The sequence below is a fragment of the Craurococcus roseus genome, from assembly GCF_039523795.1.
Taxonomy (GTDB): Bacteria; Pseudomonadota; Alphaproteobacteria; order Acetobacterales; family Acetobacteraceae; genus Craurococcus; species Craurococcus roseus.
Genome location: NZ_BAAAFZ010000117.1, coordinates 1 through 12,736, shown reverse-complemented (window position 1 = coordinate 12,736; position 12,736 = coordinate 1). Strand labels below are relative to the sequence as shown.

The following is a 12,736-nucleotide window of genomic DNA, read 5'->3' as shown; positions in this document are numbered from 1 at the left end:
GGCGGCGGGGCCGCCCGCGCGACCCGACCGGCGGAAGCCGCGTCGCCGCCGCTGCCGGGCACGGCGGCGGAGCGGAGGTGGACGGGCCGCGTGGCCCCGGGCGGCATGGCCACGAGCCACGCCGGTTCACGAGCCGTCGTCATGTGCGCTGCTGCTCCATCGGCGAGGGGTCCGTTCCGCCGTCGCGCCCCGCGGCCACCGCGGTCACCGCGGCGTCGCGCAGCGGGGCCGCACCCCCATGGACCGGCGGCGACGCCACCACGCGAGGCGTTGTAGCTTGCACAGGTCCAGGCCGCCCCTCAAGCCGGGTGCTCGTCGTCCGGGAGCCGCCGCACCCCCTCGCGGAAGGATTGGCGGGCGCGCGCCACGCCCTCGATCCCGATCCGCCCGGCGGGGAGGGGGAGCCGGGCCGTCCATGCACGGGCGAGCGCGCCGTGCGCTCCGCGGCGCCCGACTCGGCAGGATGGGGGGCGCCCGCGGCCGGTACGCGGACGGCGCCACGTCCGGTCGTGGTCGTCCCATCCCCGCCCGCCCGCCCGCGCCGGGGGACGGCACGCCGTGCTCGTGGGTGTCGCCGCGGGTCGCGCCCGTCAGCGCCGCTCGCCGACGATCCGCTCGTCCGCGCTGACGAGGAGGGTCAGGCGGTCGTCGCCGCCCTCGACCGCGACCTCGAAGGACGGGCCGCTCTCGTCATTGACTTCCACGATGTCCACCACGCGCCAGCCCGGCCGCTCCCGCGCCACCAGCGCCTCGATCACGTCCCTGGTCACGGCATGGTCCTCCGTGTTCCGGTCGACCTCCATCCAACGTTCGGCCGCGGCGGCGGTGCCCACCCGCGCCCACGCTCCGGTCCGGACCGATCAACGGACCGGAGCGTCCCGCATGGTCATGATCCGCCCAGGCGGCTCCGCGCCGCCGCCGCCCATCATCCCGCGCAGATGAACGGCGACCTGGGCGCCGCCCAGCAGTTCAGCCGAGCCCCCGCCGCCGACCCGGATGCGGTCGACGATGAACACGCCGCCGTCCTTGGGCCAGCCGCCCGCGTAGCTCGCCCACTCCACGCCGTCGGCCCGCGAACAGACGACCTCGGCGCGCCGGATGCGCTTCCGCGGCGGACCGGAGGCGAGGCAATGGAAGCCGAGATCGGTCAGGCTGGCGAAGAACCCCGCCGTGGTGCCGCCCTCGGTGGTGTCGCGGTCGCTCACCGCCAGCAGGGGCGTCGGCGCGAACAGCACCGGGTGCTGGCTCCAAGGGAACGTTGCAGGCGGCCCGGCGGGCGTCCTGTAGACCACGCGGGCGCCGATCTCGCGCGCCTCGGCGGAGGCGGCCGCAGCCAAGCAGCACAGCAGGGTTGCCAGACGCCGCATGGGGGATGCGCCTGCCCGGGTGGCGGGAGCTTACCGCCCCGGGCCGCGGGGTCGCCCGCACCTCTTCGGGAGGGTGTTGCCGCCGTTTAGGATGCCGGGAAGGCCGGGCTCGGAGGAAGGGGCGATGCAGGACGGTGACCGCGGCGCGCCGGTGCTGACGCTCTACCTCGCCCCCGGCTCAAGCTCGATGGCGCCGCACATTGCCCTGCGCGAGGTCGGCGCGCCGTTCGAGGCGCGCCCGCTGTCCTTCGCGCGCCGCGAGAACCGCGACCCCGCTTTCCTGGCGATCAACCCGGAGGGCAAGGTGCCGACGCTGCTGGTGGACGGCCGCCCGCTGACCGAGGTCGCCGCCATCCTGTTCTACCTCGCGCGCCGCTTTCCGGAGGCGGGTCTGCTGCCGGGCAACGACATCGCGGCGGAGGCGGAGGTGGTCTCCTGGATGTCCTTCCTCGCCGCCTCCGTCCACCCGGCGCGGCGGCAGGGCATCGGGCACGCCCGCGCGGTGTGGGCGATCGCCGAGCGGCGGCTGGGCGGCCGGGAGTGGGCGGTGGGCGGGCGGCTCTCGGTCGCCGACATCCACCTGTTCCGGCTGTTCTGGCGCTTCCGCGGCTCGGCCAGCCCGGAGCCCGGCGACTTCCCGGGCCTGTCGGCCCACCACGACCGCATGCTGGCCCGCCCCGCGGTGAAGGAGACGATCGAGGCCGAGGCGGCGATCGGCTACGAACTTCCGGCCTGAGCGCGCGTCAGGAGCGGGCGAGCCGGTCGAGTGCGTCGCCTTCGAGCACGTATTGCACCTTCTCGGTCCCGGCCGCCCCCAGGCCGTCGTAGAGCGCGCGGGCGGTGGTGTTGTCCACGCTGGTCGCCCATTCCAAGCGGCGGCAGCCGCGGTCCTGGGCCGCCCGCGCCACGGCCGCCATGAGGCGCCGCGCTACGCCCAGCCGCCGGGCGGCGCGGCCGACGTAGACCTGCTGGACGTAGGTGAACGCCTCCACCCCGCCGACCGGGAACAGCGTGGCGGAGGTGGCGAAGCCCGCGAGCATCCCGCCTTCGAAGGCGAGCAGGATGTCGACGCGACCCGCGTGGCCAACCAACTCACGCTCGATGTCCCGGCCTCCGGCCACGACGGCGCCGTAGGACCCGGCCATCTCCACCATCATGGCGGCGAGGGCGCGGGCGTCTCCTTCGCTGAACCGCCGCACTGAGATCATGCCCGCGCCTCCCGCTCGCGCCACCCCGGACGGCCTCCTCGCGCTCGGGGCGGACCGCCGCGACGCGGCCGCTAACGCAGCAGCGTCGCCGCCAGGAACTCCCTCGCCGCGCCCCTGACCGCCGCGGCCGCTTCGGCGTGGTGGCCGACGTGGGCTCCCTTCTCCACGCAGGGGTCGCGCTCCAGCGCGTAGACCTCGCCGGTGCTGGCGTTCCTCACCGCCCCCGCCGCGTCCTCGGCGAGGCGGCAGTTGCGCGTGGTCTGGGCGTTGGGCACCGGCACCAGCGGCGCGATCAGCGGGCTGTCGAAGCCGTGGTGCGCGCCCGCGTACTCGGTCAGCGCCGCGTCGGCACCGGCTTCCTTCAGCCTCGCCACGTATCCGCGGCAGGGGTCGACCGCCACGTAGTCGTCCGCCGCACCGTGGAACAGCCGGATGGGCGCGGCCGACACCCTGGCGTCGTCCCTGTAGGAGACGTTGCACAGCGTGTAGAGGCCGACGTGGGCGGCGAAGCGCTGGCCGCCGTCGGCGGCGTGGGCCTGCCGGAAGCGCTCCACGGCCGAGTAGACGGAGGCGACCGCGCCCTTTGAAAAGCCCAGGACGGCGATGCGGTCGGCGCGGATTCGCGGGTGACGGGACAGTGCGTCGAGCGCCCGGTAGGCGTCCACCATCATGGCCAGCGAGTGCAGTTGGTTCTGGTCGGCCACCGTGCTCGTGATGCCCCGGCCGGAGAAGCTGTCGAGCACGAAGACGGCCAGCCCGGCGGCGTTCAGGTCGCGCGCCCAGAGGTCGATGGAACCGCTGATGCCGCCCGAACCGTGCACCAGCACGACCGCCGGGACCTTCGCCGCGGCACCGGCGCCGGTCGCGGTCGCCGGGAGGCGCAGTTCGCCCGCCAGGAGGGCTTCGCGCCCGGAGGCGCCGCCGCGCAGGAACTCCTCGCCGGTGAGCGTGGCGCTGCGGATCGGGATCACCTCGATGCGGCCGGGCGTCTGGCCCGTCGGCGTCTGCGCGCCCGGCGCCCGTGCGGGCAGCAGGACCGACAAGCCGACGAGGGCGGCGAGCAGCTGTGCGGCGGTTTTCAGCAAACGGCGTCCCTCCGGGGCGTGTGTTCTTGTCGGCCGCCGATGATGGTGGCGGGCAACGAGCGCACCGGCAACGCCGCCGCGGGGCGCGGCGGGGCGGGTGCGCGGGCGAGCGCGCCGCCCTCGTGCAACCGTGTCCGCTCCCCCTCGCGACACGATCCGGGGTTTAGTTTATCGCTGGCGAATGGAGTCCGACCGAAACGAACCGGCCCGCGAGCGGGCGCCGCTCCTACGGGTGTTCGGCGTGCTCGCGCCGCGCGTCGCCGACCTGATCCGCGCCCGCCCGGCGCTCACCGCCCGGCTCGTCTTCGCCCCGCGCGAGGCCGTTCACGCGATCGGCGCCTACCTGCACCTCGCGCCCGGCGCGGCGGGTCCCGACGAGCAGGTGGCGGCCCTCGTCGACGACCGCGATCCGCGCGAACTCCTCCGCGCCGCGCTGCCGGGCTGCCCGCCGCGCCTCTACCGGGCGCTCGACCGGACCGGCGACGCGGTGCGCGAGCGGGCCTTCTACGCCAAGCTCGGCGAGGTCGCCCGCGGGCCGTTCGGCGGGGCGCTGCTCGACGGCGGCGCGCGGCTGGACGACCAACGGTTGGACTACTACCGGGCGCTCGCCCGGATGGACCCCGTGGTGGGGTCGCTCCGCGGCGCCCTGCCGGAGGCGCTGCACCACGCGGAAGCGGTCGACGCCCTGGTCGCGTTCCTGCGGGCGCGCGGCGCGCTGGACGAGGCGGACTTCCGCCTGCCGCCGAAGGCCGGTCCGGCGGCGGTGGCCCGGCGCCTCCGGCGCGCCCTCGGCCGTGTCCCCGCGCCCGACCCGGGGTTCGCCGCCCCGCCGCCCTACCGGCTCGTGGGGACGGGCGCGGAACTCCAGCGCATCGGCGAGGCGTTCAAGAACTGCGTCGCCCCGCCGCAGTGGCAGGCGAGCCAGCACCTCCTCCGCCTGCTCGACGGGACCGGCGCCTACCTGACCTCCGGCGACCCGGCGCTGCTCGTCGCCCTCCGGCGCGTCGCGGCGGGGGTGTGGACGCTGGAGCAGATGGCCGGTCCGGGCAACGCGGCGCCGCCGGACGGCGCGCGGTCCGCGCTCCTGCGGGACCTCGCCGCGGCGGGCCTGCGGATGGTCGCGGTCGAACCGGCGGAAGCCCTCTCGCGGTTCGACCACGAGGTTCTGCGGGAGCGCGAGCGGTTGATCGAAGCCGGTCTCGGCGATCCGTTGGAGGACGACGACCTCGACGGGCGGCGGGAGGCGGCGTGAACGGGTTCTGGCCGCGCCGAGCCCGGACGCGCGCGACGGCGCCCGGTCGGTAGGGCGGCCGCGCCATGGGCTACACCGTCGTCGCTCTGCTGATCCTCGGCGTCATCGCCTCCGCCGCGGTGAATGTCGGCTACTGGGTGTTCGCGGCGGCGATGTCGGTCGTCAACGCCATGAGCGCCGAGCCCGTGGTGTTCCTGCACGGCCGCATCATCGCCGAAGCGACAGCGGGCACCACCATCCGCTACGAGGTGGTGCGGTTGCACGACGCCTCGCCGTACGCCGACCGCCCGGTAGTCGTGCTTGACCCCGACCTCCTGACCTGCGACGCCGACACCCCGACGCTCGTGGCGCGGCTCGCCGCCGCGGACGCGCCGAAGAACTGGGCGCTGCTGGTCGCCGGTCCCGTGGGCTCCGGGCGTTCGACCGTCGCTGCCCGCCTCGCGGAGGCCACGGGCCTGCCGGTCGTGCGCCGCCTCGGTGCCGACCTCACCGCGGCGCCTTCCGGAGGAGCGTCGCAGGCGGTGGCTTTGGCCTTCGCGGAGGCGCGGGCCAAGCAGGCCGCGCTGCTGCTCGACGGCATCGACGGCGTGGCGGGCGAGCGCGGCGCGCCGGGGACGGACGACGCGGCGCTCGACGCGCTGCTGGCCGAGACGGACGGCCATCCGCTGCCGCTGGTGTGCGTCGCCGACCTGCCGCCGCGGCTCGACCGGGCGGCGCTCCGCCGCTTCACGCTCGCCGTGCGGCTCGGCGCGCTCGACCCGGAGAAGGCGGCGCTGGCGTTCCGGCGGATGCTCGGGGCGGAGCCGCCGGGGCCGCTGCCCGAGGGATTGACGCCCGGCGACTTCGCCGCGGTCCGGCTGCGCCGGGACCTGCTGGGCGGGGACGCGGACGCGGGGACGCTGCTGGCGTGGCTGGCCGAACGGGCGGAGGCGGGCGGGGCGGCGCCGCGGGGCGTCGGCTTCCGGGTGCTCGCCGGTGGCGCCGGGTTCGGCTAAACCCGGGCGGAGCGAGGGGAACGGCGTGGGGCCGACGACCGTAGCGCCGCTCCCCCCGGAACCGGGCCGCGTGGCCCTCCGCGCCCCCCGGCCTCCCCCGCGAGCCCGCCGGGGCCGGGACGGCGGAGGGAGCGGGATGGACATCATCGACCACGCGGGCGAACCGCTGGACGAGTGGCGCCCCGGGGTGGCGACGCGCATGCTCGTGTCGGCCCTGACTGGCGCGGAGCGCCTGTGCGTGTTCGAGCAGTTCTGCGACCCCGGGACAGGAGCCCCCACCCACCTCCACGTCGTCGAGGAGGTGCTGACGGTGGTGGACGGGGAGGCGGAGGTCTGGCTCGACGGCGAGCGGGCGGCGCTCGCCGCCGGTCGCTCCGTGGTGGTGCCCGCCGGGCGCAGGCACGGCTTCCGGAACACCGGCCCGGCGACGCTGCACGTGCGCGCGATCCTGGCCGCGCCGGTCTTCGAGGCGTGGTTCGACGGCGAGGCCGAGGCGCGGCGGCGCTGGCTGCCGCGGTCCCGCCCTCCGTACGGCGGCGCGGGGTCCTGAAGGCGCCGTCGTCGGGCGGAGGCCCGTGTCCGGGAGGGCGATACCGGTGTCCTCAGCCGCGCGGCGCCGCCGGGTCGAGCCGCCACGGCTCGGCCATCCCGAGCCCGCGCACGCAAGTGCCGTCCCGCAGGACCGCCTCATACGATCGGTGGTGGTGGCCGTGGACGACCAGCCACGCCCCGGTGCGCCGCGCGAGGTCGTCGACGGCGGCGAAGCTCGGCCAATGGCTGATCGGCGCCTCGTGGCAGACCAGCACGTCGAGCCGGTGCCGGGCCAGCGCCTCCGCGTCCTCCGGGACGATGGCGAGGCGCCGGTCCAGCGGCAGCCCGCCGCGCCACCGGTCGGGCGGCGGCACGGCGCGCAGCATCTCCTCGCGGGTGCGGAAGCGCGGCCCTTCGCCGCCGAAATGCGGCAGCCACACGTCGTCGAGGAACACGCCGCCGTGGCCGCCGATCTCCAGGCCGCCGATGGCGCGGCAGGTCGCGTGCAGGTTCCCGGTGGGGTGGGAGAGGAACAGGCGGTCGTGCCACTCCTCCGACCACCAGTCCCAGTTGCCGCCGACGTAGTGGACGGCGATCCCGGCCTCGAACAGCGGCGCCAGCGCCTCGCGCAGCGGCCTGTCCAGCATCATGTCGCCGACGATGACGGCGGCTTCGGACCGCTGGCTCTCGCAGGCTTCGATGAGGAAGCGGAACTCGCCGTGCGGGTCGCCGCAGAAGACGATGGACATGCCGCAGCGTGGCACGGCCGCGAGCGGCGCGGCGGACGGCTCGTCGGGAGTTGCGGCCGCCCCGGCGATGCCCCGGGTCCGGACCCGACCAGCGAGCGCCGCTTCGGGCGGGAGTGAGACTGTCGGCTTTTGGGCAGGGCCGGACCGAAGCGGACCTCACAAGGTCCCGACGACGGCCGAGCCAGCCAGCAGCGCCCCGGTCAGGATGTTGGCCAGGAACAGGCGGAAGTTCACCTCCGGGCGCGCGAGGTCGATCCGCCGAACCTGCCAAGCGAGGTGCGCGGCGATCGACAGCGTCCCGACGGCGTAAGCCAGCGACATGCCCAGCAGCCATCCACCGCCCAGCCACGCCCCGACGGCCAGGGCATAGAACGCGCCCACCCACGCCTTGCCGTGCGGACCGAACAGGATCGCCGTCGATTTCAGGCCGAGACGGGTGTCGTCCTTCACGTCCACGTAGGCGTAGACGGTATCGTAGCCGATCTGCCACGCGATGGCCCCGGCCCACATCAGCACGGCCCCCGCCGGTAAGTGCCCCGCGCCCTCGGCCCATGCCATGAGCATCCCCCAATTGAAGGCCGCGCCCAGAACGGCCTGGGGCCAGTGGGTGAAGCGCTTGCAGAGCGGGTAGATGAGCACGAGGGGCAGGACGCACACCGCGACCAGCCGCGTGTAAGGGGCCAGGAAAAGCAGCAGCGAGGCCGCCAGGACGAGTTGAACCCCGAGAAACGCGGAAGCCCGCGGCGTGTCGATTTGCCCGCTCGCCAAAGGCCGGAGGCGGGTCCGCTCGACGTGCCCATCGAACTCCCGATCGGCCATGTCGTTGACGGTCGATCCGGCGCTCCGCATCAGCAGGGCGCCGATGCTGAAGATGGCCAGTTGCCGGAGGCTCGGGATGCCGTGCGCCGCTTGGACCATCGCCGCCCAGCACGGGAAGAGCGTCAGCCATATCCCGACGGGGCGATCCAATCGGGCCAGCCGCGTGTATGGCCGCCATCCTGTCGGCAGCCAACGATCCACCCAATCGCCCCGGTGGATGTCGCTCAAGTCGGGCTGGCCCAACGTCGTCATCGTGTGATCCGGCCTTCTAGCGGCGATGCCACGCCGTGGCGGGGTGTCCCCGGGCGATTCAACGAACGGAGCTTCAACGTCCGCTTCGGAATCGGCTCCCGACGGCGTTGAACGGCCGTGTTGGGCCGCGATCGGGGCCGGTCTGGTCCTGGCTTCACCGCTCTTCCCCGGCCATCCGCAGCAGCGTCGCCAGATCGGCGTCGTCAACCTCCACGACCGCCATGTCGCCTTCGCGCCGCAGCCGCGCCGAGGGCAGGCGCGCGGCGACCACCGGCATGCCGTCCCGGCCCATGGCGGCCCAGCGGACGCCGGTGGTGAAGGCGTTGAAGCGGCCGCTGCTCAGGTGGAACAGCCCGATGGCCGAACCTGCCACCGCCGCGATCTCGAAGTCGCCGAACATGGCCGCGAGGCCCGGCCCGAACCGCGCGACGCGGGTGCGCAGCGGCACGACTCTCTGGTGGAGCATCCGGAGGTCGTCGTCCGACACCCGCACATCGAGGCTCCTGCCGCGGTCTTCGGAGTCGTCGGCCACGCGCGCCGAGGGGATGTGCGCCCGGACCTCCCCGAACCGGCGCTCCGGGAGCGCCGCCGTGCCGCGATACCCGTGGTCGTCCAAGACGTAGGCCCAAAACCAGCCGTCGTGGACCTGCCGCAGCCGGATCGCGCCGGTCCCGCCGTACCACGGGCCGAGGCTTTCCGAGCCGAGGTTCTCCTTCCCGATCCGCGCCCGGAGCGCGCCGTCGTGTGCGACGTAGACCTTCATGCCTCCTCCACGGGCGGCCGGAGCAGCGGGTCCAGCAGCCAGAGCCGTCGGCCTGCGCGGCGCGCGAGCGCCGCACGGTGCGTCCGGACGCCGAGCGTGAGCAACATCAAGCCATGCCCGTAGCTTGCTCGTCCGGCGGCCGCTCGACCTCCAGCACCATCAACTCGTCCGGTCGGCGGTTCGGCGCGAAACCCGCGAGTGCGTCCCGGACGGCCTCGTGCTCGTCCCGCGCCCCGAAGACGGTGACGGGGTGGACCTTGTTCTCGGAGGCGACGAGGACACCGACCACCCAGTCCGGGCCTGGGCGCTTCTCGACCCGCACACGGGAGGGGTCGAGCCTCTTGGACTTGCTCTGCATGGGGAAGCCGGACCGGCGTCCGGCCGTTGTCCAAGCGGCACGGCACCGCTGGACCGGAAGCGTACCGGTCTCTGCCGGGCGCCGCAAGCTGGGGAGCGCCGCGACTGGCGCCCGCTGCGCCGCCCCGGTCCGCCGCCCCGTCGAAAAGGGCGCCCCCCGGCCCTTGGCGGAGCGCCCGCGGCGGCGCCATCTTCCGCCCCGTGTTCGACCGCCACCTCAACCTATGGGGGCTGGTGCCCGACGGCGACCCCATCGCCACCCAGAACGGCCGCCTGCTGCCGGTGCGGCGCGGCGGCGAGCCCGCCATGCTCAAGCTGGCGCTGGACGAGGAGGTCCGCCACGGCGGCGCCCTCCTGGAGTGGTGGGGCGGAGACGGCGCCGCGCGGGTGCTGGCCCGGGACGGCGACGCGCTGCTGATGGAGCGCGCCACCGGCGCCGCCTCGCTGTCCGACATGGCCCGGAACGGGCGCGACGACGGGGCGTGCCGCGTCCTGTGCGCCGTGGCCGCGCGGCTGCACGCCCCCAGGCCGGAGCCGCCCCCCGATTTGGTGCCCCTGCCGCGCTGGTTCCGGGACCTGGAGCCCGCGGCCGCGGCCCACGGCGGCATCCTCGTCCGCTGCGCCGCGGCCGCGCGGGCGCTGCTGGCCGAGCCGCGCGAGGTGTGCGTGCTGCACGGCGACCTGCACCACGGCAACGTGCTCGACTTCGGGCCGCGCCGCGGCTGGCTGGCGATCGACCCCAAGGGCCTGCTGGGCGAGCGCGGCTTCGACTTCGCCAACATCTTCGCCAACCCCGACCTCGCCGACCCGGCCCGCCCCGCGGCGACCGAACCGGGCCGCTTCGCCCGGCGCCTCGAGGTGGTGACCGCGGCGGCGGGGCTGGAGCGGGAGCGCTTACTGCGGTGGGTGCTGGCCTGGACGGGGCTGTCGGCGGCGTGGTTCCTCGGCGACGGCATGTCCCCGGCCATCGACCTGCGGATAGCGGAACTGGCGGCGGAACTCGACCAGTGACCGCCGCACCAGCCGGAACAGTGCGGGGGTCATCCGCAGCGCCGCCACCCGACGCCTCAACGACCCCGCCGACCCTCCCCGGTGATCCCGGTGTGGGAGGGCGGGTCGCTGGCCGGGAAGCTCTCCCGCGCCTCCTCGTCGACGCGCTCGTCCTCCGCAGCGAGGCGCGCCGCCTGCTCCCGGCGTGCCTGCTCCCAGAACTCGTCGGCGCGCCCTCCCGGTCGGCCCGCCCGCTCCCAAAGGAGGTAGGCGCGCTCGCGGGTGCGCCGCTCGGGGTCGTCGTGACACGCGTCGGGCATGCCGTGCTCCCGCCGTCGTTGTGGTCCGCCTGCTGGCATCTGGTCGTGGCCCACCATCGGCGCCAGGGCGGGGGGCCGTCTGGACGCGCGGGACCGGTCCGGACCTCCTTCCGGCGCCGCCGCATGCGCGTGACGTGACCGCGACGGGTGCGCCCGAAAGGCGTCATCGGCGGCGAGATCGGCGCGCCATGGTGGAAACCGGAAGCCTTCTGTATCGTTCCGGACCGCGCAAGCTCTACTCGGGGTGGATGGATGCGCAGGATGTACGTCGCGGCCCTGGCCCAGCCCTTGAGCGTCGAGTACCTGCTGCTCGACCCCGCCCAGTATGCCCTGGCCAAGGACCACCCAGGCGGCTTGTACGATTTTGTGCGGCGCACCCCGGGGCTGGACGGCGACGGCTTGCGCTTCGCGTCGGTCGCGGCGCTACGTGAGCATTGCCGGGCCAACGGCATCGAGGTCGTGGGCGACCTGCACGGCTGCCCCGGCGAGAAGGGCACGCCCCGGACGGGCAGCGGCGTCGACTAGGGCCAGGACCCGATCGCCGGGCGCCGCCCCGGGCGGTCCGCGGAGACGCACTCCGGCGGAGGGCGTCGGACCACCGGCCTTGGCAGGCGGCGGCGGTGGACCGACCATGGCACCGGCGGGACGGACCGGGGAGCGTCGCGGCGGGCCTGAACGACATCCGCAGCTTCGACTACGCGATCCTGCTGTGCGGCAAGATGGAGGAGACGCGCGCGTTCTACCGCGACACCATGGGGTTCCCTGGGAGGCCGACAGCCCGAACTGGGTGAGCTTCCGCGTCGGCGCCACGCTGCTGACGCTGCGCCCCCGCGGGCGCTGGAGCGTTTGCGACGATGGGGGGCGGTGCCCGGGTCGGCGGCGGTCCAACTCGCCTTCCGGGTCCCGCCCCCGGCGGTGGACGCCTGCCACGCCGAGTTGGTCGCCAAGTGCGTGCCGATCCTGAGGGGGCCGACCGACCTGCCCCAATGGCGCCACCGCACGCAGTTCTTCCGCGACCCCGAGGGCGACATCCTAGAAATCTACGCCGAGTACTGAGCACCCCGAGCCCGGCGCCGGGGCGGGGCGCGCCCCGCCACCCTCCTAAGCCGTCGCCAGCACCACCGCTTCGCCCATGGTGGCGTCCGACGTGCCGTAGGCCATCGCGCCCAATTTCCCGCGCATGCTCCCCACTGCCCGCTCGTGCGAGCGCACTGCGTCCTCGCGGCCGTCGAACAGGGACACGGACACCGCGCGGTCCGGCTCGGCCTCGTCGCGGCGCGTGCAGAGGCCCCGGAAGCCGGGCGCGTCCTTGACGGCCGGGATCGTGTGGTGGCTCAGCGCGGAGTGTATGGGCTCGGCCTGCCCGGGGAGCCCATGGTGGGTGCGGACGACGGCGAACAAGGACCGCTGGCGGTCTTTCGCCTGCTCCTGCGGGTGCGCGATGGAGTCGCACACTGTCTCTCCGGCCGTGACCTCGGGCGCCTCCGGCATGAGGTCGCGCATGTTGGCCTCAACCCATTGGCGGACGCGTTGATGGGCGTTCATGGCCGTGTCGCGGTTGTCGAACACGCTGACCGAAAAGGCTCCGTCGCCCTGCTCCGTGACGAAGGCGCAGTAGCCGCCGAAGCCGGGGCGCCTTTCGAGGAGGGCGCGATGTGGTCATGCGTGCGGCGGACGGCCTCCTCGGGCGGCCCGGTGAGCTTGGTCCTGAGAATCAGGACGTACATGGCCCTGGCCCTCCCTGCGCCGCCTGCCTACCCTGAGGAATGTGCCTCCGCTACGGCCAGCGGCGTTCGACGGACGCCAGGGCGAAGAAGCCAGGGGCCAATGGGGGACGGTTGGACGTGACCTTCAGCAAGCGGTGTCGCGATGCGCCCGGCGACCGCTGGAGCTGACCCGAATCGGACGCGTTCCGCACCGTCCACCGCCCCGAACCAAGAGCTACGCCGACGCCTGTTGCCTCGCTTGGAGGCTTTGAGAGTCGGTCTTGCTCTGTTGAAAGGCTCACGCCGCATCGGCGAGGAGCATGAGGCTGTGGGTGACGACGC

General features: G+C 74.6%; 18 protein-coding genes. 8 read left to right on the top strand and 10 right to left on the bottom strand.

Going from position 1 to position 12,736, the window contains the following annotated elements; translation table 11 throughout:
- Positions 1-590 precede the first annotated feature (590 nt).
- On the bottom strand, positions 591-770 hold the full coding sequence (locus tag ABD067_RS25395) for a hypothetical protein (RefSeq protein ID WP_343898224.1): 180 nt from the start codon (positions 768-770) through the stop codon (positions 591-593).
- Positions 771-860: 90 nt separating this feature from the next.
- Positions 861-1,367 (bottom strand): hypothetical protein, encoded by a 507-nt coding sequence (locus ABD067_RS25390; RefSeq protein WP_343898223.1) that lies wholly within the window; start codon positions 1,365-1,367, stop codon positions 861-863.
- 124 nt (positions 1,368-1,491) lie between these two features.
- Between ABD067_RS25390 and ABD067_RS25385 the strand changes: the two genes are divergently transcribed.
- Positions 1,492-2,103 (top strand): glutathione S-transferase family protein, encoded by a 612-nt coding sequence (locus tag ABD067_RS25385; RefSeq protein WP_343898222.1) that lies wholly within the window; start codon positions 1,492-1,494, stop codon positions 2,101-2,103.
- 7 nt (positions 2,104-2,110) lie between these two features.
- Here ABD067_RS25385 and ABD067_RS25380 read toward each other — a convergent pair whose 3' ends face one another.
- Together ABD067_RS25380 and ABD067_RS25375 are read right to left on the bottom strand one after the other, a co-directional pair.
- Positions 2,111-2,575 (bottom strand): GNAT family N-acetyltransferase, encoded by a 465-nt coding sequence (locus ABD067_RS25380; RefSeq protein ID WP_343898221.1) that lies wholly within the window; start codon positions 2,573-2,575, stop codon positions 2,111-2,113.
- 71 nt (positions 2,576-2,646) lie between these two features.
- Positions 2,647-3,660, bottom strand: coding sequence for a dienelactone hydrolase family protein (locus ABD067_RS25375; RefSeq protein WP_343898220.1), 1,014 nt, complete (start codon positions 3,658-3,660; stop codon positions 2,647-2,649).
- Positions 3,661-3,841: 181 nt separating this feature from the next.
- On the opposite strand from ABD067_RS25375, the gene ABD067_RS25370 reads away from it, so the two are divergent.
- The 3 genes from ABD067_RS25370 to ABD067_RS25360 all read left to right on the top strand — a co-directional run bounded on the left by ABD067_RS25370 (position 3,842) and on the right by ABD067_RS25360 (position 6,457).
- Positions 3,842-4,912 carry a hypothetical protein gene (locus tag ABD067_RS25370; RefSeq protein ID WP_343898218.1) on the top strand — a complete coding sequence of 357 codons (1,071 nt, stop codon included), beginning with the start codon at positions 3,842-3,844 and terminating at the stop codon, positions 4,910-4,912.
- Positions 4,913-4,977: 65 nt separating this feature from the next.
- Positions 4,978-5,907: an AAA family ATPase gene (locus tag ABD067_RS25365; RefSeq protein ID WP_343898217.1), complete on the top strand. Its 930-nt coding sequence runs from the start codon at positions 4,978-4,980 to the stop codon at positions 5,905-5,907.
- Positions 5,908-6,043: 136 nt separating this feature from the next.
- Positions 6,044-6,457, top strand: a complete 414-nt coding sequence (locus ABD067_RS25360; protein ID WP_343898216.1) for a cupin domain-containing protein — start codon at positions 6,044-6,046, stop codon at positions 6,455-6,457.
- A 52-nt stretch (positions 6,458-6,509) separates the two neighbouring features.
- Here the strand turns inward: ABD067_RS25360 and ABD067_RS25355 are convergent, their stop codons facing one another.
- The 4 genes from ABD067_RS25355 to ABD067_RS25340 form a co-directional block, all read right to left on the bottom strand.
- Positions 6,510-7,187 carry a metallophosphoesterase family protein gene (locus ABD067_RS25355; RefSeq protein WP_343898215.1) on the bottom strand — a complete coding sequence of 226 codons (678 nt, stop codon included), beginning with the start codon at positions 7,185-7,187 and terminating at the stop codon, positions 6,510-6,512.
- Positions 7,188-7,343: 156 nt separating this feature from the next.
- Positions 7,344-8,258, bottom strand: a complete 915-nt coding sequence (gene ubiA, locus ABD067_RS25350; RefSeq protein ID WP_343898214.1) for a 4-hydroxybenzoate octaprenyltransferase — start codon at positions 8,256-8,258, stop codon at positions 7,344-7,346.
- Between the two features lie 154 nt (positions 8,259-8,412).
- Positions 8,413-9,021, bottom strand: a complete 609-nt coding sequence (locus ABD067_RS25345) for a hypothetical protein (RefSeq protein WP_343898213.1) — start codon at positions 9,019-9,021, stop codon at positions 8,413-8,415.
- A 106-nt stretch (positions 9,022-9,127) separates the two neighbouring features.
- Entirely contained in the window at positions 9,128-9,379 is a 252-nt protein-coding gene (locus tag ABD067_RS25340) for a hypothetical protein (RefSeq protein WP_343898212.1), read from the bottom strand.
- Between the two features lie 200 nt (positions 9,380-9,579).
- Between ABD067_RS25340 and ABD067_RS25335 the strand changes: the two genes are divergently transcribed.
- Complete coding sequence (locus ABD067_RS25335) at positions 9,580-10,389, top strand: aminoglycoside phosphotransferase family protein (protein ID WP_343898211.1); 810 nt, start codon at positions 9,580-9,582, stop codon at positions 10,387-10,389.
- 56 nt (positions 10,390-10,445) lie between these two features.
- Here ABD067_RS25335 and ABD067_RS25330 read toward each other — a convergent pair whose 3' ends face one another.
- Positions 10,446-10,688 (bottom strand): DUF2934 domain-containing protein, encoded by a 243-nt coding sequence (locus ABD067_RS25330; protein WP_343898210.1) that lies wholly within the window; start codon positions 10,686-10,688, stop codon positions 10,446-10,448.
- Positions 10,689-10,949: 261 nt separating this feature from the next.
- Between ABD067_RS25330 and ABD067_RS25325 the strand changes: the two genes are divergently transcribed.
- From ABD067_RS25325 to ABD067_RS25315, 3 genes are all read left to right on the top strand, one after another.
- Positions 10,950-11,213: a hypothetical protein gene (locus tag ABD067_RS25325; protein ID WP_343898209.1), complete on the top strand. Its 264-nt coding sequence runs from the start codon at positions 10,950-10,952 to the stop codon at positions 11,211-11,213.
- Positions 11,214-11,308: 95 nt separating this feature from the next.
- Positions 11,309-11,479 (top strand): hypothetical protein, encoded by a 171-nt coding sequence (locus tag ABD067_RS25320; RefSeq protein WP_343898208.1) that lies wholly within the window; start codon positions 11,309-11,311, stop codon positions 11,477-11,479.
- A 73-nt stretch (positions 11,480-11,552) separates the two neighbouring features.
- The gene (locus ABD067_RS25315; protein ID WP_343898207.1) at positions 11,553-11,744 is read left to right on the top strand and encodes a VOC family protein; all 192 of its coding nucleotides are present in this window, start codon (positions 11,553-11,555) and stop codon (positions 11,742-11,744) included.
- A gap of 45 nt (positions 11,745-11,789) precedes the next feature.
- Here ABD067_RS25315 and ABD067_RS25310 read toward each other — a convergent pair whose 3' ends face one another.
- Positions 11,790-12,257, bottom strand: coding sequence for a hypothetical protein (locus ABD067_RS25310; RefSeq protein ID WP_343898206.1), 468 nt, complete (start codon positions 12,255-12,257; stop codon positions 11,790-11,792).
- Between the last annotated feature and the right edge of the window lie 479 nt (positions 12,258-12,736).